This is a genomic window from Streptomyces sp. NPDC052052, from assembly GCF_040680455.1.
In the GTDB taxonomy this organism is placed as follows: domain Bacteria; phylum Actinomycetota; class Actinomycetes; order Streptomycetales; family Streptomycetaceae; genus Streptomyces.
The window spans coordinates 112,469-132,965 of the sequence record NZ_JBFAWU010000004.1 but is presented as its reverse complement, the minus strand read 5'-3'; the positions used below and the strand labels follow the sequence as shown (position 1 = coordinate 132,965).

General features: G+C 68.4%; 14 protein-coding genes, 1 tRNA gene and 2 pseudogenes. 6 read left to right on the top strand and 11 right to left on the bottom strand.

Annotated features, from left to right (window positions below):
• Nucleotides 1–220: 220 nt before the first annotated feature.
• From thrC to AB0L71_RS06430, 5 genes are all read right to left on the bottom strand, one after another.
• Nucleotides 221–1,291 (bottom strand): threonine synthase, encoded by a 1,071-nt coding sequence (thrC, locus tag AB0L71_RS06450; protein ID WP_365238648.1) that lies wholly within the window; start codon nucleotides 1,289–1,291, stop codon nucleotides 221–223.
• A gap of 6 nt (nucleotides 1,292–1,297) precedes the next feature.
• The gene (locus tag AB0L71_RS06445) at nucleotides 1,298–2,647 is read right to left on the bottom strand and encodes a homoserine dehydrogenase (protein ID WP_365238645.1); all 1,350 of its coding nucleotides are present in this window, start codon (nucleotides 2,645–2,647) and stop codon (nucleotides 1,298–1,300) included.
• 95 nt (nucleotides 2,648–2,742) lie between these two features.
• Nucleotides 2,743–4,134 carry a diaminopimelate decarboxylase gene (gene lysA, locus AB0L71_RS06440; protein WP_365238642.1) on the bottom strand — a complete coding sequence of 464 codons (1,392 nt, stop codon included), beginning with the start codon at nucleotides 4,132–4,134 and terminating at the stop codon, nucleotides 2,743–2,745.
• A gap of 26 nt (nucleotides 4,135–4,160) precedes the next feature.
• Complete coding sequence (nrtL, locus tag AB0L71_RS06435) at nucleotides 4,161–5,156, bottom strand: ArgS-related anticodon-binding protein NrtL (RefSeq protein WP_365238639.1); 996 nt, start codon at nucleotides 5,154–5,156, stop codon at nucleotides 4,161–4,163.
• A 55-nt stretch (nucleotides 5,157–5,211) separates the two neighbouring features.
• A complete protein-coding gene (locus tag AB0L71_RS06430; protein ID WP_365238637.1) occupies nucleotides 5,212–5,625 on the bottom strand; it encodes a response regulator in 414 nt (137 codons plus the stop codon).
• 256 nt (nucleotides 5,626–5,881) lie between these two features.
• Here AB0L71_RS06430 and AB0L71_RS06425 point away from each other — a divergent pair.
• Both AB0L71_RS06425 and AB0L71_RS06420 read left to right on the top strand, forming a co-directional pair.
• Nucleotides 5,882–5,953, top strand: a tRNA-Arg gene (locus tag AB0L71_RS06425).
• Between the two features lie 818 nt (nucleotides 5,954–6,771).
• Nucleotides 6,772–7,703 (top strand): annotated as a pseudogene (locus AB0L71_RS06420) (IS5 family transposase).
• A 126-nt stretch (nucleotides 7,704–7,829) separates the two neighbouring features.
• Here the strand turns inward: AB0L71_RS06420 and AB0L71_RS06415 are convergent.
• Entirely contained in the window at nucleotides 7,830–8,339 is a 510-nt protein-coding gene (locus AB0L71_RS06415; RefSeq protein WP_365238634.1) for a hypothetical protein, read from the bottom strand.
• Between the two features lie 452 nt (nucleotides 8,340–8,791).
• On the opposite strand from AB0L71_RS06415, the gene AB0L71_RS06410 reads away from it, so the two are divergent.
• A complete protein-coding gene (locus tag AB0L71_RS06410; RefSeq protein ID WP_365238631.1) occupies nucleotides 8,792–12,367 on the top strand; it encodes an ALF repeat-containing protein in 3,576 nt (1,191 codons plus the stop codon).
• Nucleotides 12,368–12,456: 89 nt separating this feature from the next.
• A complete protein-coding gene (locus tag AB0L71_RS06405) occupies nucleotides 12,457–12,777 on the top strand; it encodes a hypothetical protein (protein ID WP_365238628.1) in 321 nt (106 codons plus the stop codon).
• 380 nt (nucleotides 12,778–13,157) lie between these two features.
• Here AB0L71_RS06405 and AB0L71_RS06400 read toward each other — a convergent pair.
• The 3 genes and pseudogenes from AB0L71_RS06400 to fes form a co-directional block, all read right to left on the bottom strand.
• A pseudogene (locus tag AB0L71_RS06400) lies at nucleotides 13,158–13,406 on the bottom strand (undecaprenyl/decaprenyl-phosphate alpha-N-acetylglucosaminyl 1-phosphate transferase); the annotation flags it as partial.
• 334 nt (nucleotides 13,407–13,740) lie between these two features.
• Nucleotides 13,741–14,103: a DUF6083 domain-containing protein gene (locus AB0L71_RS06395; protein WP_365239104.1), complete on the bottom strand. Its 363-nt coding sequence runs from the start codon at nucleotides 14,101–14,103 to the stop codon at nucleotides 13,741–13,743.
• A 406-nt stretch (nucleotides 14,104–14,509) separates the two neighbouring features.
• A complete protein-coding gene (gene fes, locus AB0L71_RS06390; RefSeq protein ID WP_365238626.1) occupies nucleotides 14,510–15,802 on the bottom strand; it encodes an enterochelin esterase in 1,293 nt (430 codons plus the stop codon).
• A 1,084-nt stretch (nucleotides 15,803–16,886) separates the two neighbouring features.
• Here fes and AB0L71_RS06385 point away from each other — a divergent pair.
• The gene (locus AB0L71_RS06385; RefSeq protein WP_365238623.1) at nucleotides 16,887–17,546 is read left to right on the top strand and encodes an MSMEG_1061 family FMN-dependent PPOX-type flavoprotein; all 660 of its coding nucleotides are present in this window, start codon (nucleotides 16,887–16,889) and stop codon (nucleotides 17,544–17,546) included.
• Nucleotides 17,547–17,724: 178 nt separating this feature from the next.
• On the opposite strand, the gene AB0L71_RS06380 is transcribed toward AB0L71_RS06385, so the two are convergent.
• Nucleotides 17,725–17,910, bottom strand: coding sequence for a DUF397 domain-containing protein (locus AB0L71_RS06380; RefSeq protein ID WP_365238620.1), 186 nt, complete (start codon nucleotides 17,908–17,910; stop codon nucleotides 17,725–17,727).
• Nucleotides 17,907–18,779, bottom strand: a complete 873-nt coding sequence (locus AB0L71_RS06375) for a helix-turn-helix transcriptional regulator (protein ID WP_365239101.1) — start codon at nucleotides 18,777–18,779, stop codon at nucleotides 17,907–17,909. The genes AB0L71_RS06380 and AB0L71_RS06375 overlap by 4 nt, the downstream gene beginning before the upstream one ends.
• Before the next feature lie 564 nt (nucleotides 18,780–19,343).
• Between AB0L71_RS06375 and AB0L71_RS06370 the strand changes: the two genes are divergently transcribed.
• A complete protein-coding gene (locus AB0L71_RS06370) occupies nucleotides 19,344–20,387 on the top strand; it encodes a MarR family transcriptional regulator (protein ID WP_365238618.1) in 1,044 nt (347 codons plus the stop codon).
• Nucleotides 20,388–20,497: the final 110 nt, after the last annotated feature.

Sequence of the window (20,497 nt, the reverse complement as noted above, 5' to 3'; positions counted from 1 at the left end):
CGACATAGGGCGCACAGGAGGCGCACGATGCGTGTCGCCCGCCTCCTCTGCGCTCTCCGCCCCGATAAGGGGTGGTTGAGCTGGGTTCCTACCGACCCCCGGCGGCCCCTTGCCAGAGTTTCTGCCGGCGGTGCGCCGGGCTCCCGCCGGCGGGTGGAACCGGCTGCCGACGGGAGCGGTGGGGTGTCGTCGACCGACCCGAGGGGCTGGTCGCCGAACCCTAGACGAGGCCCAGCTTCTCGGCGGCGGTGGTCGCGTCGACCGGGACCGTGACCGGCTGCGGGGCGCCCGCCACGGCCCAGTCGGGGTCCTTGAGCCCGTTGCCGGTGACCGTGCAGACGATCTTCTGGCCCGGGTCGACCTTGCCCTCGTCGGCGGCCTTCAGCAGACCGGCGACGGAAGCGGCCGACGCGGGCTCGACGAAGACGCCCTCCTGGGAGGCCAACAGCCGGTACGCGGCCAGAATCTGACGGTCTGTCACCTCATCGATGAAACCGCCCGATTCATCCCTCGCGGCCAGGGCGTACTGCCAGGAGGCCGGGTTGCCGATCCGGATCGCGGTGGCGATGGTCGTCGGGTCCTTGACGACCTCGCCGCGGACGATGGGCGCGGAACCGGCGGCCTGGAAGCCCCACATGCGCGGGGTGTGCGTGGACATGCCGTCGCCCGCGTACTCCTTGTACCCCTTCCAGTACGCGGTGATGTTGCCCGCGTTGCCGACCGGGAGGACATGGATGTCGGGGGCGTCGCCGAGCGCGTCGACGATCTCGAACGCGGCGGTCTTCTGGCCCTCGATACGGACCGGATTGACCGAATTGACCAGCGCCACCGGGTAGTTGTCCGAGAGCGAGCGGGCCAGCGTCAGGCAGTCGTCGAAGTTGCCGTCGACCTGGAGGATCCTGGCGCCGTGCACGAGCGCCTGACCCATCTTGCCGAGCGCGATCTTGCCCTGCGGCACGAGGACGGCGCAGACCATGCCGGCCCGGACCGCGTACGCGGCGGCGGAGGCCGAGGTGTTGCCGGTGGAGGCACAGATGACGGCCCGTGCGCCCTCCTCCTTGGCCCGGGTGATGGCCATCGTCATACCGCGGTCCTTGAAGGACCCGGTGGGATTGGCGCCCTCGACCTTGAGGTGCACCTCGCAGCCCGTGCGCTCGGAGAGGACCTGAGCGGGGACGAGCGGCGTACCGCCCTCACGAAGCGTGACGATCTCCGTCGTGCTCGTGACCGGAAGGCGGTCCCGGTACTCCTCGATGATGCCGCGCCACTGGTGGGTGCCCTTGCTGGTCATGGGTCCTTACTCCCCTTCAACACGCATGATGCTGGCGACACCGCGTACGGTGTCGAGCTCGCGCAGCGCTTCGACGGTCGCCGAGAGAGCGGCGTCGAGCGCGCGGTGGGTGACGACGACGAGAGAGGCCTCGCCGCCCGCCCGTCGTCCGCCGCCGCCCTGCTCGATGGCGGCGTCGTCGCCGGTGCTCGGATTTCTTCCCTGCTGGCGGACGGTGTCGATGGACACGCCCTGTTCGGCGAAGACCGTCGCGACCTGGGCGAGTACGCCAGGCTTGTCGGCCACGTCGAGACTGATGTGGTACCGCGTGACGACCTCGCCCATGGGGCTGACCGGCAGACGCGTGTACGCGGACTCCCCGGGGCCGGTGGCCTCGTTGAGCTTGTTGCGGCAGACCGCGACCAGGTCGCCGAGGACCGCGGAGGCGGTCGGCGAGCCACCGGCACCGGGGCCGTAGAACATGAGCTGCCCGGCCGCCTCGGCCTCGACGAAGACCGCGTTGTACGCCTCGCGGACGGAGGCCAGCGGGTGGCTCAGCGGGATCATCGCGGGGTGCACGCGGGCGGTGACGGACTGCCCGTCGGCGGCGCGCTCGCAGATGGCGAGGAGCTTGACGGTGCAGCCCATGCGCCGGGCGGAGGCGATGTCGGCGGCGGTGACCTCGGTGATGCCCTCGCGGTGCACGTCACCGATCCTGACCCGGGTGTGGAAGGCGATACCGGCGAGGATCGCGGCCTTGGCCGCGGCGTCGAACCCTTCCACGTCGGCGGTCGGGTCGGCCTCGGCGTAACCGAGGGCGGTGGCCTCGTCGAGCGCCTCGGAGTAGCCGGCCCCGCTCGTGTCCATCCGGTCGAGGATGAAGTTGGTGGTGCCGTTCACGATGCCGAGGACCCGGTTGACCTTGTCACCGGCCAGGGACTCGCGCAGCGGACGCACCAGCGGGATGGCGCCGGCCACGGCGGCCTCGTAGTAGAGGTCCCGGCCCTGCTCCTCGGCGGCGGCGTGCAGCGCCGCGCCGTCCTCGGCGAGCAGCGCCTTGTTGGCGGAGACCACGCTCGCGCCGTGCTCGAAGGCGGTGGTGATCAGCGTACGGGCGGGCTCGATGCCGCCGATGACCTCGATGACGACGTCGATGTCGCCCCGTTTGACCAGGGCCGTCGCATCGGTGGTGATCAGGGCGGGGTCGATGCCCTCCCGCACCTTGGAGGGCCGGCGCACGGCGACGCCGGCGAGCTCGACCGGCGCGCCGATGCGCGCGGCGAGGTCGTCGGCGTGCGTCGTCATGATGCGCGCCACCTCTGAGCCGACCACACCACAGCCCAGCAGCGCCACCTTCAGCGGACGCGTACGCATCATCCGACCTCGTTTCCTCTACACCTGATGTGTGAACCAGTCTCACTCACTGGACGGGAGTTTCTGCCACTCGTCCGGATCCTGAGACATCAATTTCATCAGCCGACGTCCAGACGCAGGAGATCTTCCTCCGTCTCACGCCTGACGATCACACGCGCCTGGCCGTCGCGCACGGCGACGACGGGCGGGCGCAGAGCATGGTTGTAGTTGCTCGCCATGGAGCGGCAGTACGCGCCGGTGGCAGGCACGGCGATCAGGTCGCCGGGCGCCAGGTCGGACGGCAGGAACGCGTCCTTGACCACGATGTCGCCGCTCTCGCAGTGCTTGCCGACGACGCGGACCAGCATCGGTTCGGCGTCGGAGGTCCGCGAGACGAGCGCGACGCTGTACTCGGCGTCGTACAGCGCGGTGCGGATGTTGTCCGACATGCCGCCGTCGACACTGACGTACGTACGCAGCCCCTCCAGGGGCTTGATCGTGCCGACCTCGTACAGCGTGAACGCGGTCGGGCCGACGATGGCGCGCCCCGGCTCGACGGAGATCCGCGGGGTGGTCAGCCCGGCCGCCTCGCATTCGCGGCTGACGATGTCGCCGAGCGCCTTGGCGATCTCGTGCGGCTCGCGCGGGTCGTCCTCGGAGGTGTAGGCGATGCCCAGGCCGCCGCCGAGGTCGATCTCGGGCAGCTCGACGCCGTGCTCGTCGCGCACCTCCGCGAGCAGCTGCACCACGCGCCGGGCGGAGACCTCGAAGCCGGCCATGTCGAAGATCTGCGAGCCGATGTGCGAGTGGATGCCGGTGAGTTCGAGCCCGTCGAGAGTGAGGGCCCGGCGCACCGCCTCCGCGGCCTGGCCGCCGGCCAGCGCGATCCCGAACTTCTGGTCCTCGTGCGCGGTGGCGATGAACTCGTGGGTGTGCGCCTCGACGCCGACGGTCACCCGGATCTGTACGCGCTGCCGCTTGCCGAGCCGCTGCGCGATGTGCGCGACGCGGACGATCTCCTGGAAGGAGTCGAGCACGATGCGTCCGACGCCCGCGGTGACCGCACGCTCGATCTCCGCGGCGGTCTTGTTGTTGCCGTGGAAGGCGATGCGCTCGGCGGGCATCCCGGCGTCCAGTGCGCAGGTCAGCTCTCCGCCGGAGCAGACGTCGAGGTTGAGCCCTTCCTCCTGGAGCCAGCGCACGACGGCCCGCGACAGGAACGCCTTGCCGGCGTAGTAGACGTCGGCGTCCTGCCCGAAGGAATCGGCCCAGGCCCGGCAGCGGGCCCGGAAGTCGCTCTCGTCGAGGAAGTAGGCGGGGGTGCCGAACTCCTCGGCCAGTCGCGTCACTTCGATCCCGCCGACGGTGACCACACCGTCCTCGTCGCGGGCGACGGTACGGGACCAGACCTTCTCGTCCAGGACGTTGAGGTCGGTGGGCGGGGCCGTGTAGTGCCCCTCCGTCATGACATCGGCGTGACGGGGCCCGGCGGGGTGTGCGGATCGGCTCATCGTGTTGCTCTGCTCTCTCGGGTGTCTCAGAGGACGTCGGGTGCGCTGATGCCGAGCAGGGACAGGCCGCCGGCCAGCACCGTCCCGGCGGCTTCGGCAAGGGCGAGCCGGGAGCGGTGGGCGGCCGAGGGTTTCTCGTCACCGACGGGGAGCGGCCGGGCACGGTCATGGAAGTCGAAGAAGGCCTGCGCGACCGCTTCCAGCTGCCGGGCGAGCCGGTCGGGCTCGCGGTGACGGGCGGCGGCGGCGAGGACGGCGGGGTGATCGGCGAGGAGCTGTGCGAGCTCGGGCGCGTCCACGCGCTCCTGGTACGCGCCGCGAAACCCGAGCTCCTCGGCGTTCCGGCTCAGCGCACGAGTCCGGGAGTACGCGTAGCGCACCCGGAACAGCGGGTTGCTCTCCTGCTGCGCGAGGAGCGCGTCGCTCCCGGTGCACCGGGGCAGGTCGTGCGGGGCGGCCCGCAGCAGCGCCCAGCGCGCGGCGTCGCTGCCGAGCCGCACGAAGAGGTCACGGTCCGCCGCGGGCAGCGGCCACACATGCAGCGCCTCGCCGCCACCGGTCCTCTCCCCCACGTCCGCGCCCTGAGCCCGGAGCAGCCGCTCGACGGTCTCGGTGACGACCCGGGCGCGCGGTTCGTCGACGGGTACGAAGGAGACGGTGGTGCCGGCGAGGGCGTCGCCGTACCCGTACTCCGTACCGCGCTCGCCGACGGCCCGGACCAGCGCTTCGAGGGGGTCGGAGGCGTCGAGGGTGAAGTTCAGGAACCCGGGCCCGGTGACCTCGACGCCACCGATCCCCGGCACCTCCCGCATCCGGTCCCGGAGGATCTCGGCCACTTCCCTGGCCGGCAGCGCGGCGGGCCCGGCCAGCTGGAGGGCGACGGCACAGGCGTAGTCCCCGCGCCCGCCGGGACGTGTCCGTTCCACCCGCACACGCGCGGGCACGGGCGCGCGCAAGGCATCCTCGTCGACCGCGCGGCGCACGGCGTGCAGCACGGTCGTGGAGAGATCGGCGGGGGTCACAGGGCAAGCGTAGGCGAGGAAGGGGGGCACCCCGCCAACCCGTTTCGCCATGCGGTCATCCGGCTGCGCTCTCCGCCCGTCCGGCGTCGCGCATGCTGTCGTGGGGTGGCTGCTCGCCCCGCTCCATCAGCTGCCGCACGAGCCGCACCAGCTCGCTCGGCTCGAAGGGCTTCGCCAGGAAAGCATCGACCCCTGCGGCGACCCCGCTGTCCACCTCGTAGGGGGTGCAGCCGCTGATGACCGCCACGGGCAGGTGTCGGGTCCGCGGATCCGCGCGCAGTCTGGTGGCGGTCTGCAGACCGTCCAGGTGGGGCATGACGACATCAAGTGTGATCACATCGGGACGAATCCGGTGCACCAGATCCAGACACTCGACACCATCTGCCGCGGTCACGACCTCGAAGCCCTCAACCTCGAGATTGACCCTGATCAACTGCCGGATGACCTCGTTGTCGTCGACAACAAGCACGCGACCACATGCCCCTGACACACTCCGAGGGTAGGCGGCAGGTAGGGGCTGCGTCCGGGTTTTGCCCATTTCCGACCCCGGACGAGTGGCACGGAGCATGGCCGGATGTACGCAGAACCGCCCCGCCCGTCCTCCCCGGCCCGGCGCCGCGGCCTCCGACAGTCCCCGACAGCCTCCGACCGCCGGAAATACCTGTTCACGGAGACCCCGCGGAAGCTGGTAGTGTTTCACCCGTCGCCGAGCAAGACAGCGATACGCCCCCGTAGCTCAGGGGATAGAGCATCGGCCTCCGGAGCCGTGTGCGCAGGTTCGAATCCTGCCGGGGGCACTCAAAAGATGGGAACGGTTCTGCCGGTTTTGACTGGTTCGTTCCCCGCGAGTGCCACAGTCGGGCATCAGCACTTCGGTGCGGGTGCCCGACTTTTTTGTTCCACGCCCCCATCTCCCGAGTGGCGGCCACCCATGCGTCAATCATGCGCCCCGGGATCGTCACCCGTAGGATCACTTCTTCCCTGGGGCGGCTGTAGCGGACTTCCAGCCCGAACGCCCTGTAGAGCCGCCGCCGCATTTCTTCCGGGACGCGGGACAGGTCCATGCCCAACAGCGGCAGGGCGTCCAACAGAGCCGCGTTGTCGGCGACGGCCACCGAAGCCGCGGTGGGTTCGGTCAGCCGGGCCAACTGATCGGCGAGCGCCTTCCGCTGCGCGCTCAGCGTGCCGTGTTCCTTCCGGACCGCGTCGCGGAACACTCGCTCATGTTCAGGGTCACCGCCCGCCACCCCCTCCCCGCCGATCTCCACCCCTTCAGCCAGCGCCCGGATCAGCCGAGTCTGCCGCGCCTCGATGGCACGGATAGCCTGCTCCAGCGCCTCTCGCTCCTTCGCCCGGCGGGCACCGGCCTCGTCCGGGGCGGGCTGGTCGGCCTTCGGTAATGCCTCCAGACAGTCTCGGCGGTGAGGGCCGAAGACACGCGTGGCGAAGAACCGTGAGATCACCCCCACGAGGACCTCCTCCCTCACCCACAAGCTCTTCGGATACTCGGAGAACCAGGGGCGCTCCTGGTGCTCGTTCGGATCCAACTGGCAGACGTAGGCACTGTTTCTCGGATCGCCTGACGTGGGTTGGGTGTTGGGTCCGGGCTGGTCGTATGGGCTGTGGGGATCTGACGAATGCGGAGTGGGAACGGCTGGAGTCGTTTCTGCCGCGAGGTGGTGCGCGTGGGGGGCGGTGGAGTGATCACCGAAGGGTGATCAACGGGGTGCTGTACCGGGTGCGGACGGGTGTGCAGGGGCGGGATCTGCCGGAGCGGTTCGGGCCGTGGGAGACGGTCTACAAGCGCCATCGTCGCTGGTCGGCGGATGGGACGTGGGAGATGTTGCTCTCGAAGGTCCAGGCCGCCGAGGATGCCGCGGGCCGGATCGACTGGGACGTGTCGGTGGACTCGACAGCCGTGCGGGCTCACCAGCACGCCGCCGGCGCGAGGAAAGATCCCCCGTCCGCGGTTCTTCACAAGGGGGCCGCACGGGGGACGAACCAGGTCGATCCGGCGCTGCGGAAACTGATCGTCCGGCTGGAGGAGGTGGTCAGATCGGCGAATGCCTGGAGCGGTCCCGAGGCGGCTTCACCACCAAGATCCACCTCGCAGCCGAAGGACGGTGCCGGCCTCTCGCCCTCGCCCTGACACCCGGACACTACGGGGACGGCCCTCAACTCGAGCGTGTGCTGGAGCTGATTTCCGTGCCCCGGAGCGGAGTCGGACGACCTCGGACCCGGCCCGACCGTGTCTTGACGGACAAGGCTTACACGTCGCGGAAGAACCGCCGCTACCTGCGACGACGCGGAATCCGACACACCATCCCCGAACGCCTCGACCAGCAGAGACACCGCAGGAACCAAGGCTCCCGAGGCGGCCGGCCCACCGGATTCGACAGCGAAAGCTACAAGAAACGCAACACCGTCGAACGAGCCATCAACCGCCTCAAAGGCTTCAGCGCCGTCGCCACCCGCTACGAGAAACACGCCTACATCTACCTCGGCACCGTCACCCTCGCGGCCCTCCCGATCTGGCTCCGAACATGATCCGAGAAACAATGCCTAGTACTGCAACTGCCCCGCACTTTGCGAGTAGGTCTGACAGGAATGTGAAGGGCCTTCAGGTGGTTGCGTACCGGGAGATGTCGGAGGACAGGGAGGGGTGACGCCGGGTCAGCCGGTGACGCGGATCTCGACCAGTACGGAGCGGGCGCCGCCGGCGGTGCCTTCACCGACGGACTTGAAGCCGTCCTGGGCGACGTCGACCGTCGTCGTCTCACCATTGGCGGTGAGGTCGGCGCTGAAGGGGTGGTCCGCGGCTTCCAGTGCGAAGACCCGGGGGAGCGAGAGGGTGATGTACCCCGTCTCGCCGGTGGCCTGGAAGCAGTAGGTACCGGCGCGGCCGACAGTTTCGTCCTCGACGGTCAGGACCCTGATCTGCTCGGCTGCCGGGTCGCAGTCGGCGAGAAGGATGTGGCCGTCGCCCTTCTTCAGCTCGATGCCCTTGGTTGCCAGGATGTCGGCGGCACCGGGGTAGGAGAAGTCCTCGACCGCATACGGTGGGGCCTCTTCACTCGCTGCGGACGTGGCGGTCTCGGAGGCGAAAGCGAGCGGAACCCCGATCAGTGCCGCCAGGGCACCTATCGCTCCTGAAATAAACAATGCACGCGTGCGGAAAGCCACCGGTCTCCCTTTCAGGCGTGACGGCCTGCGAATCCGGAGGCCCCCGCCCAGACGTGTATAGAAAGAGTAAAGATACAAGCGCAACCTAGCTGCCTGATGATGGACCGTCAAGCAGTCGAGTTTGGTGCAAAATGGCGGTTCTGGGGCGCGATCTTCGCGTTTGCCTGTCTGGTTGTGCATCCATAATCGAACCCAATGTTGCATTTTCTCCTTCTTGTGCGCCTGCCCATGCAGGGTTTCCTGCCGTGTTGTGGCGGCGTCCGCGGTGAAGGTTTGTAAACGTTTCAAGCCAATAAACAGGCCGAAAGTTGCCGATTCTCCTCACTCTGATGCGTGTTGCTTTCCTTTACGATCGCCGGGCCGATATTCGGCGATCGGTAACGAGAGTTGCCGAGATCAGAGACGGAATATCCGTGAAACGAAGATTCACCAGATCTGACCACAGGAGGGGCATGCGCCGCGCGATACGTGCCCTTGTCCTGTGCCTGCTGCCCTTGGCCCTCACCTCCGGCTTCCTGGGCTCCCCGCCTGTGACAGCGGCCGGCCTCGCGTCCGACACGGCACAGGTCGCGGCCCTGGCGGAGGTGACGCCAACCGACCGCGGCCGTGCGGTCGACTACTGGAAGGAAGGCGGTCCTGGGGTCAGGGCGGCGGCGGAAGCAGCGTTGACCGGAAGTGACGCTGAGCTTGAGGCGTTCCTGACGGCCGTGGACGACCTGTCCTTTCAGGACGAGCGTGTCAGCGCCGCCCAGATCGCATCAGTAGGCGGCCCCGAGCTGTTGACTGCCGCCCGGACGGCCCTCGCAGGGTCGCAAGAGGACCTCGAGATCTTCCTCAGTTGGGGCTGGGAAGCTCCGATGCAGCAGGATCAGCGGGTTCGGGTGGCGCAGGTCATTGATGCGGGCGGGCCGATTGTGCAGGACGCGGGGCGGGCTGCACTGGCGGGTTCGTCGGAGGATGTTGCCGCGTTCCTGAAGGAGGGGCAGTACGTTCAGCGTGAGCAGGACGAGCGGGTGCAGCTCGTCCAGGTCATCAGTGTGGGCGGCACCAACGTCCAGGCTGCGGGTCGGCTGGCGTTGGCCGGTGGGGCCGAGGACATCCGGGAGTTCTTGGAGGTCGGGCAGTTCGTCGCTCGGGCCAAGGACCAAGAGCATGCCACGGTCGCTCAGCTTGCCGCGCTGGCGCAGGAGGCGGGACGGCAGGCCGCTGCCGAGACTGTGGCTGCCAAGGCGGAGTCGGCCAAGGCTGTGGAGGCCGCGAAGCTGGCGAAGGAAGCCGCGCTGAGGGCGGCGTCCGAGGCGGAGGCTGCGAAGGACGACACGGAAAAGGCGGCCCGTGCCGCCAGCCGCGCGGCCAAGGCCGCGTCTCAGGCCGCCAGCGCTGCGCAGACGGCGATCGACGCTTCGCGTGCTGCGAACAATTCTGCTCGTGTCGCGGCGAACGCCGCGTCTCAGGCTGCGGCTGCGGCGGCAGGCGCGTCGCAGGCGGCGTCGCGAGCACGGAACGCGGCCGCTGACGCCGCGGTGGACGCGGGCAACGCGGCCGCCGCCCGTACGGCCGCGGAGAACGCCCGTAACGCCGGCAAGGGGGCCGCCTTGGCCGCCGATGCCGCCGAGGATGCCGCGATTGCCGCCGACGCGGCCGGTGACGCCGCAAACTCGGCCGTCAGCGCGGGCGCCAATGCCAACCTTGCGGCCGATGCCGCGATCGAGGCGAGCAGTTACGCAGATCAGTCCAGCGCGGCTGCCGCCGAGGCGCGCGCCGCGGCTGCGGCCACCAAGCGCCACGCTGCGGAGGCCAACCGTGCCGCGGCTGCCGCCGAGGCGCTGGCCCGCAAGGCCGCTACCGCCGCACGCGAAGCCCGCGACGCGGCCAGATCGGCGGCCACGCACGCGAATAACGCGGCCGACGCGGCCGACGACGCGGCCGACCACGCCGGCGACGCAGCCCAGGCTGCAGCCAGATCCACGACGCACGCCAACGCGGCCACCGACGCTGCGAACGCCGCGACCGCCGCGGTGGCTACGGCCCAGAAGGTCTACACGCTCGCGCGTGAGGTGGAGACAGAGGAACTGCTCGGCCGTACCAACGAGGGCATTGAGCTTGCCAGGGACCACAAAGCGGCCGACGACGCCCGGATCGCCGAACTGGCGGAGTTTCAGAAGGCAGTGAAGGAGCGGGATACCGAGCGGGACCGGCTGGTCGCTGTGGCAGCCGAGCCCGGAGCCGACCTGACGGCTGTTGCCGGCCAGGGGCGCGAGCTGGCCGTGCTCGCGATGAAGAGCGGCACGGCGTGGGGCCGGGCCGCGGCCGAGGCCGCACTCGGCGGTCCCGACGAGGTAGTCATCGACTACCTGCGCAACGGCTGGACCACGGCCAAGGAGCAGGACGACCGCTCCTACGTCGAGCGGCTCGCCGAGGAGAGCTCGGCCAGGGAAGTACGGGAGGCAGCCGAAACCGCATTGGACGGCGACGCCGCCGCCATCACCGAGTTCATCGACAACGGCCAGTACCAGGCCGCCGCCCAGGGCATGCGCGTTGCCATCGCCCAGACCGTCGACGGTGCCGGACCGATTCTTACCGAAGCCGGCCAGAAGGCTCTCGCCACAGGTGACCCGAAGAAGTACAGCGCCTTCCTGACCGACGCCCAGCACACCGCCCGGACCCAGGACGAGCGGGTACGGGCAGCGCAGCTGGTCTCCTCCGGCGGACCGGAGGTGAAATCCGCGGCCCGTGTCGCGCTGGAGGGGTCCCCGCAGACCCTCCACGCCTTCATCGCCACCGGCCAGTACAAGGCCCAGCGCCAGGACCTCCTCAACGCCACCCACGTGGCGCAGGTCCAGAAGCTGATCGCGGACGCGGCGAAGATCGCGGCCACCGCCCAGCAGAACGCCGCGACCGCCCAGAAAGTCGCCGCCCTCGCCCGCACGGCGGCCGCCGAAGCCAACGAATGGGCAGCGAAGGCCAGCGCCTCCGCGGCCACGGCACAGGGCTACGCCGACGAGGCAGCACAGCACGCCAAGGACGCTGAAGCCTCCGCAGCCAGCGCGGCCGCATCCGCCAAGACGGCCCGCGACGCCGCGAACAGTGCCGACACTGCCGCGTCCGACGCAGCGAAGTCGGCAGCCGACGCCACGCTCTCCTCGGAGACGGCTCAGGTCCACGCGTCCAGCGCTTGGTACTCGGCCGACCAGGCCCGGAACTCGGCGATCGCCGCCGGCAAGGACGCGGAAGCCGCACTCACCGCGGCCACCGAAGCGTTCACCATCGCAGTCACCAAGAAGCGGGAGGAGGAGGAAGCCCGGCGCAAGGCCGCCGTCGAAGACAAGGAGAAGAACGAAGCCGGCCAGCGGGCCGCAGAGCTGTACCGCTGCGGGCAGGCGATCGTTCCCTGCGATCCGCAGAGCTACGTCCGCTGGTGCACGCAAAACCCGATCGATTGCCAAATCCTCGAAAACGGCAAAGAAATCGGCGACGCCCTGGAAACGTCCCTGGAGGTCGCCAAGGAACTCGCCGGCCTCGGCGATCTCGAAGCGTGCATGCAAAAAAAGGACTTCGAACACTGCTGGTCACTCGCGGCAGATGCCCTCGTCGGCGCCAAACTCAAGGCACTGGAAAAGGCATTCGATGCCCTGAAATTGCTGAAGCGTGGCTGCAAGGTCGTCAATAAGTCCACTCTGGCCACTGCTTCTTTCGCCACGCTCTCAGATCTCCCTTGCGGGGTGCATAGCGTTCCCGGACTGCCTCGCGACAAGTCGATGATCACGAATGGTCCCGGCGACTGTGATGTATGTGCTGAGAGGATCCGCGATAGTCTCGGCGACGGAAAGATCGTCCGGATTCCCGCTCCTGGCCCATACTTCGGCAAGTACCGCGACCAGGATACCGACAACTGGAATAACAGCTATCATGTCGTAGTGGTACTCAATGAGCGGGTCTACGACGCGTTCACCCCGAAGGGCGGGGAGTCGATCGCAGAGTACAAGTCCCGGTGGGATTTCGGCGACATCATCAATTTCGGGTTTTAGGGACATGCGTGAACGATAGGAAGTTCTTCGAATGTGTTAGATCCCGGCCGGGACTCTACGGCCTCAACGGTTCATACAACGGTGCGGTCATGTTTCTCATCGGATACAATGAAGCCTGCTCTGGTGGGCTGATGCGTGGTTTCACCGAGTGGCTGGTCGTGCGCAAGGGGGAACGCTCCAGCTTCGGATGGCAGGCGCTCGTCCTTGATGAGGCACTGCCCGACGTCGAGTCGTGGGGCTGGAGCAAGCTGAACAAAGCGACCTCAAAGCAAGAACAAGAGGCCGTAGAGCTGCTGCTCTCTCTCCTGGTCGAATTCCTGGCGGTACGAGATGACGTGATAGCGCTCGCTCGCATGTATTCGCAGTATTGCTCCCTCCATTCGCGGGCCGATGGCTCTGGAGAAGAGTAGGCAAGGTCACGGCCCCGGCGTAGTTGATCTTTGATTCGGTTCGGTCGGCTTTGCCTGGGTGATGAGAGTGCTGGTTGCAGCGCAAGCGCGACTCCTGACGATCTTTCAGGTCTCTAGGTCAAAGATCGTCACAGGAGTCGCGCTCGTGTCCGCATCTACCCCGATCAGCCCCGCCCTTGACCAGCTGAACGACCTGCCGCTGTGGGAGAGGGAGCTGGCTGTCGAACCCATCACAATGGAGTCTTCACCGGCCAGCAGGCTGTCGCCGGTCCCGGACCGTCGGAAGCGGCGTGGCCGACGCAATGAGGTGGATCGGTTCTGGTGGCCGTGTCCGCGTCAGAAGTTCAGCGTTGTCTGGGCATGGGGGCTTCGCCCAAGGCCCTCATCGTGTCCGGATCGACCTGCCCCGTGACCGAGATCGCACCGGCCGCCAGCACCAGACCGATCAGCATCGAACCCGAGTCACCCATGAAGATCCGGGCCGGGTGCATGTTGTGCGGCAGGAAGCCGAGGCACATGCCCATCAGGATCGCCGTGAAGAGCGTCGCGGGGGCCGCCGCCTCGATCATGTGCCCGTACCAGAGCCGGTACGTGTACAGGAAGAACGCGGCCGAGGCGATGCACACCATGCACACCATGCCCGCCGTCGACCAGAGATTCTGCCCGCCCCCATGCTCCGAGTGCCCCGCCGGGAGCACCTTGCAGGAGGTGCCCAAAGATCCCGTCACCAGTGGAAACGCTGGGGCCGGGGTATTCGCGTACGCGCAGGCGTATGCGGCCCTGGGCGGCCCGGTCACGAGCACTGTGGACTACCGGTGGACAGCATCTTGGATGCGTCGCCTCAGGTCAGACCAGTAATACAGCCGATGCCCGTCATCAGGCGTCCGGCCGCTCCTCGGGGGGCGGCTCGGGCTCGTTCAGCGGCTCGGCCTGCCGCGCGTTCTCCTCTCGCCGACACGTCAACTACGGCCACAGGTCCGGCAAGGCTTGCTCGGGACAGGCCAGACGATGTTCGATGCGGCATCGCTGGAACGGATCGGGAGGCCAGACGCCATACACCGCCACCCGGCCGTCGGACGTCTCGATCCACCGATACTCCGCCGGCACCACGTGGGCGAGCGGAGCCGTGTTCCGGCTCCAACAGGACCCAGTCGTGTTCGATCGTCGCCACCCGTTCCTGCGGCAGACCGCAGTACGGACACAACAGCCGGGCCCCGCCCAGCCTGCGCATCGACTTCTTCGAAGCCCCCATATAGCGAGGGTCAGCACTCCGCCCGTCCGTGCGTAGAGGGCAAACCGGACGGATCTCCTGTGGCGCCCGTACATCAGGGAGAGGGAAAACGAAGCGACAGGTGCATCCAGTAACCAGCGGCTTAGAAAGTGCGGCCAGTACACGCCGAAGCCCCCAGCCCGTGAAGGCTGGGGGCTGTTCGCCGAGCGGCCCAGTTCCCTTATGTTCGCAGGATATCTTCAATCTTCCGGTTGGCGATCTCCTGACGCCCGTCGATGCATTGCGCACAGTGGCCGAGTAGGACCTCAACGCTGCTTCCAGCCCGCTCGGCCACCTCCGTGACGGCTCCGAGCATGGGCGGGCGGGAGGTGATGCGCACCTTTGCCACGAAGGCACCGTAATACTCGTATGGCGACAGTCCGAATGCGGTTGAGAGCAGCCGGGCACGACGCCTCGCCGTGAAACTTCCTCTTTGACCGAACCCGCCGCCCCGTGGCCCGGTCACGGCATGGCGCCCGCTACTCCCGGCCCGGTCGCGGCCGGGGACAGCAGGTCCACCAGGCCGTCGGCGAGTTCGGTGCGCCAGCACAGGTAGTCGTGGCCGCCGTTGAACTCACGGTAGGAGGCGTCGTCGTAGCCGGCTGCCGCGAGGGTGTCCCGGAGTCGGCGGGCGGCCGGGAGGGCCACCCATTCCTGCTTGCCGAAGGAGAGCCGGAAGCGGACCGGGAGGCGCGGGCCGCGCGCGATCTGGTCGGTGAGCCACTCGGCCCCGGGACCGTCGGGCCACCAGAAGGAACCCGACTGCGCGAGGACGTTGCCGAAGCGTCTTGGGGCGGAGAGGGCCGCGTGGGCGGCGGCCAGTCCGCCGAGGCTCTGCCCGGCGACGACGGTGCGCGCGGGGTCGTCCGTGATCGGAATCCGGGCGGCCGCCCAGGGCAGCAGCTCGTTCGCGAGGAAGGCGGCGAACTCCGGACGGCACGTCATCTCCGCCCACCGGGTTTCGGCGTCCACGGAATCCGGGAGCAGGGCAACGAGGGGCGGGATGCGCCCGTCCGCGATCAGGTTGTCCAGCAGGTGCGCCAGGCCCAGGTTCTGCTGCCAGTGCTCGCCGTCGAGGAGAACGAGCACCGGCAGTCCGGCGGAATGCCCTGCCGGCAGGGGAGGTTCGTACAGCCCTATGCGACGACGGCCGCCGAGGCTCTCGGTGGGCACGTCGTGGACGACGACCCGGCCCCGGGCCGTATCCGGCCTCGGCTGCCAGTCCCGGGCGTCGGGGGCAGCCGGGAGTTCGGCACTGGAGACCGGGTCCCCGCTCCAACGGCGAGGCAGCGTGAGGGGGTTGAGCGGGTCGGAGCGGCGTTGGGTACGCAGCCACTGCCAGTACGCGGGGGTACCGTGCTGAGGGCCGTCCCCCTCGTCGACGTAGAAGTCGTAGGTGCCGCGCCAGTCGTGGCGCAGGCGCAGCGACCAGTGCCAGACGTCCGTGCCGGGTACCTGCTCCATCAGGTTGCCCTCGGGTGCCCCAGGGTCACCGAGCTTGTTCGGGAGGACCTGGACCGCACGGGTGGCGGGGGTGCCACGCCACAGAAAGGTCACCGCCCGATGCTCCTCGCTGCCTTCGGGGTCCGGCGAGATGACCGGGGTGCCGCTGGAGCCCACGGCGGCCCAGAACTCCTCGGTCCCGCCCGGGCCGGGCAGCCGGAACCCGGGCGCGGCAAGCCTCGGCAGCCGGTCCGGGCGCGCGATCCTCGGCGGTCGGCGCGGGGCGTCCTGAGGCGGCGCGGACGTGATCACGAGAGGGACTCCGAACGACGGGGCAGGTAACTTAGGGTCACCTTACCTCCCGCTCGGCACCTCGCTCGGAGGGCCCCGTGGCGCACACCGCTGCCGCCACTGTCGCCCCTGTGAGTAGCGGGACGTGAGGCCGTAATTTCCCCCTCCTATTCAATAATGGAGCCGATAAGCACCGCCATTCAAACCGCTACGTTAGCCACAGAAGAGGGAAAACCATGCATTTTCCATGCGCTCGCGTAGTTCCCGTCGCGGCCACCCTCGGACTGGGCGCAACACTTGGCACAATTGGCCCACTTGCGGACAAATTCAGCAACCCGATGTGCCATGTGGTGGCGCTGATATTTTCCGGAGGCTGGTCGTGGGCCTGTTTTGCTTTCCTTGTCGGTTATTCCCGCCGATCCAAGATCGAGTCGACGCTGTTGGCATCCTCGGGGTTGGCCATCGGCGTGGTCGTCTACTACCTCTTCAAGTTCTTGAGCCCTGCCATACCGGCTGGAGCCGTGGTCATCTCCCGCGGCCCCGTAGACGAACTCGCTTCCAGGATCCTGGCCTGGGGAATAGCGGCTTTCATCTTCGGCGCCCCGTTGGGGCTTATGGGGAACGTGGCAAGAACGCCCAGCATCAGTGGCCTACCGTTCAGGTTGCTTGTCCCGTTGATCGCGTTCTTTGAGACTTCTCAGCGCTTGAGCACGGAAGCAGATTCACAGGGGGCGATTGTCGCCATGACCTGGAATTCGATTCGCGTTGCCGCAGTCATGGTCGCCGCAGCTCTCGTGGGACACACGGTATGGAGCCGGCGAGCCCGGCGCATCCGGCCCGAGGTTCGGGCGGAAGCCGGGACATCTGCGAACAGGGCCCAGTGAAGGGCGGGCACCCGTGCCGGACGCATCCGGCACGGGCGTCCGCCGTGAAGGTCAGCTTTGGGTGGCGTAGGCGATGAAGTCACTCCCCGCGCTGGTCGCCAAGGGCCTGCCCTTCACTCCCCGACAGGCTGGGCCGCCGACCGCGCGGGTGTCTCTACGTCCCCATGTCCGTGCACTCAGCGACCACGATCAACCGCAGGTCGGCCCATTAGGGTCGGGACATGACACCTCTCCTTGCCGGCAGTGCCTTCGACTCGCTCCGCCTCGACGCCGTGCGCGACGAGGAGGGGCTGCGCCGGGCCTACGCACTCCCCAACAACGCGGCCGTGCGCAAGCAGATGACCGAACTCACCGAGCAGACCCGGCGGTTGATCGGATGCTCATCGCTGGTCCTGGTCGCCAGCGCGGACACCGAGGGCAACTGTGACGTTTCCCCGCGCGGCGGCCCCGCCGGGTTCGTCACCGTCCTGGACTCGCGGACGGTGGCGATACCGGATGCGACCGGCAACAAGCGTCTGGACACCCTGCAGAACGTCGTCGCCACCGGGCGGGCCGGGCTGCTGTTCGTCATACCGGGGCGTACCACGACGCTCAGAGTGAACGGCCGGGCCTGCGTCTCCACCCGCCCGGAACTGCTGTCGCAGCTGACTGCCGTGGGCAAGCCGCCGGCCAGTGCGCTGGTGGTGGGGATCGAGGAGGTCTACCCGCACTGTCCCAAGTCTCTCCTGCGCAGCGGGGCCTGGAAGCCGGAGCAGTGGCTGCCGGCGGACGCCCAGCCGACCTCGGCCGAGGTGACGCTGGCCCAGCTGCGGATGCCGGAGCTGACCATCGCCGACATCGAGCAGACGGAGGCGGATTCGCTGAAGTACCGGTATGAGTAGCGGGCCGACCTGCGATTGCGTAACCACGCGCCAGCCAAACCCCCAGGCCGGCACGCCCCGAGATCACCTGGCACCCCTCATCGAGGAGATTGCGAAGATCGGCTCTCCGTACGCTGCCCGCCCGGTGAACAGCAGTGCCCCGCACCCGAGCTCCGGCGCGGGGCGGCTGTCGTGAGGGTCAGCCCTGCGCGGTGTAGGTGATGAAGTCGCTCCACGCGGTGAGGGAGAGGGCGAGTTCGGGGCTCCGCTGGTCCTTGGAGTCCCGGACGTGGATCGCCTGTACACCCTTCGCCACCTCAACGCAGTCGTCGCCCTGCGAGCCGCTGTAACTGCTCTTGAACCAGGTCAGTTCGGACGTGCTCATAGCGCTCCTCGCATTCGCTTCAGCAGGCCCAGGGAGTCCTCAGGGGTCAAGGCCTGCGAGCGCAGTTTCGCATACCGCTGCTGGAGCAGGCTGATCTCTTTTGGGCTGGCGATCAGCCGCCCGTTCTGCTGCCCTTCGGAGTACGCGAACCACTGATTGTCCGGAGTCTCGGCCAGACGCATCGGCCCGTCCATCCCCGCGTGCGACGGCTGCCGCGTCGGCATCACCTGAAACTCCACGTTCCAGTTCCGCTCGATCAACTCCAGTAGTCGATCGAGCTGTTCACGCGTCACCGCCTCTCCGCCCGTCCACCGCTCCAGCACCGCCTGCTCCACGATGAAGCTGAACGCAGTCGGCGGTTTCCGGGTGACCGCCAGGAGTTCCTGTCGCGCTAGTCGCGCCGCGATCCGCTGCTCCAGCTCCTCCGGGTCGGGCAGCGGCGGGACGTTCAGCGACACCGCTCGCGCGTACGCCTCTGTCTGCAACAGGCCGGGCACGACCCGGCATTCGTACGTGTACAGGCTGATCGCAGTGGCCTCCAGCCGGGCCCACTGCCGGAACCAACTCGCAAGCCCCACCTGCCGCGTGAGATGTGGAGCTGCTTTTCGTAGCGCGCCGGTGTTCCCGAGCGCCGCCTCCGCACGTTCCACGAAGTCGCGGTCCGGCATCCGGCGGCCCTGCTCGATCGAGGCGACCGTGTGCTTGGAAAAACGCACGTGTTCGCCGAACTCCTCACGCGAGAAGCCCGCGTGCTCCCGCAATGCCTGGACAAACGCACCAAACGTGCGCAGGCTGTCCGACACCCCGGGCTCGGGGCCGCCTCCCGCGCCCGTTCCTCCCGCCACCGTTTCCGCAGTGTCGTCGTCCATGTTCTCGTAGGCCACAGTCGGCCACCTTTCGCGCGCACCCACCCCGCCGTACCGCTTCTGACCTTGCCGCGCCGACCTACCCCGCGGCCGCGAAGACACCACCGAGCGTGTGCGTACGCTTCCATAGCGTACGCACGGCGGGGAGCTGGAAGCGCGCGGCGACCCGCCTTGACCGAGGGCGCCGAGCTTTACGGGAGCCTGGGCGGCGGCCCCGGAACTCGGGTCCCGAGTCTCGGGATTCGAGCCGCGCACACCACCCCATCACTCTTTCGGAGGACCGCGAGAGGCGTGCGAGCCGACGCTTGAGCTTCGGGATTCGAGGGTCGAGAGCCAAGGTCCGGGATTCGAGCGGTGCAGTTCAACTGGCAGGTAGGTAAGGGGGGTTGGGTAAACCCTGCCTCCCTCCCCACCCCCGTCACGGCCAGCAAGTATGACTATTCGTGAGCGAGTTGTGGCGGAGGGTCGCGGCTGCTTACGGTGCCCTCAACGAATCGACCCCGACGCAGTGTTCACAGCACCGGCCGGGGTCTCACCCAAGATCGACACCCAAAGAAAGACGATCTCGTGGCTATTCAGCAGCCTAGCTCCACGCTCCCCACCCCCGCAGCCCCCCGCTCGCCCCGCATGGCCCCCGCGGGCTACGGCAAGCAGTCCGTACCCAGCCAAAGCCATCCCAGCGTGGACGACTTCGCCTTCCTGCCGGAGCGTGAGCGGTACGTCGCCGGGTACATCGACCGCCTCCCCGACGGTGCCGCCATGGACATCAAGTCCCTCGCCCAAGACCTCCCCCTGTACGGCCAGATGGGCATCGGCACGGCCCTGCGCGCTCTCGCCGTCGCCGGACACCTGCGCCGCGTACGCCGCCACGTGCAGCGAGACGACCAGTGCCGTTGGGTGACGGTCACCTACTGGTCACGCACCGCCCACGACAACGAGTGGTGGGCCGCCCACCTCGCGAGCAGATCCGCCACGTCGGAGCATGCAACCGAACCCGCAACCGAGACGGGGCCCGAACCGTTCGTCCCTCGGCAACGCACCGCCGAGTCACCTCTGGAAGCGGGCATTGCAGCGCCCACCGGCCCGAACCCGCCGGTACCCCAGACGCCTAAACGCAGGCCGGTCGCAGCCGCCTCTCCGGCCGCTACGGCCCCCTCCCCCGCCTATCTCGCCCTGGCCGAACTCGGTCGCCGCGAACCCCGCCTGGCACTCTCCGCCGCCGACTGCACCACCCTGGAACCACTCGCCGCCGCCTGGCTCGCACGTGGCGTCAGCACCGACTACCTGACCTCGGCCCTCACCGCCGGACTTCCCGAGCAGGTCGCATCCCCCATCGGCCTGATGCGCCGCCGTCTCACCGACAAGATGCCGCCTCACCTGCCCACCGCACCTCCCCCCGGCCTGCCCGGCACCCCCGTACACCACCTCCTCGTCGAGTGCACCGAATGCGGCCGACCCGGCCCGGCCGAGGCACTCCCGGACGGCCTCTGCACCCCCTGCCACGCCACCCACCAGAAACCGGAATCACCCGACGCGGAGACGCCGGATCAAGGTGGCCGCGATGTCGCAGCCCTCGTCGCCAACCTCCGCAACCTGATGCACAGCCCCTGACCACGAAATACGCGACCGAAGACCTATCCCGTGAGTGATGGTTGAGACGGGTAGGGCGGCATGACCGGCCCGGAGCTCGCTACGGCGAAGGGGCGGTGGCAGCATGATGG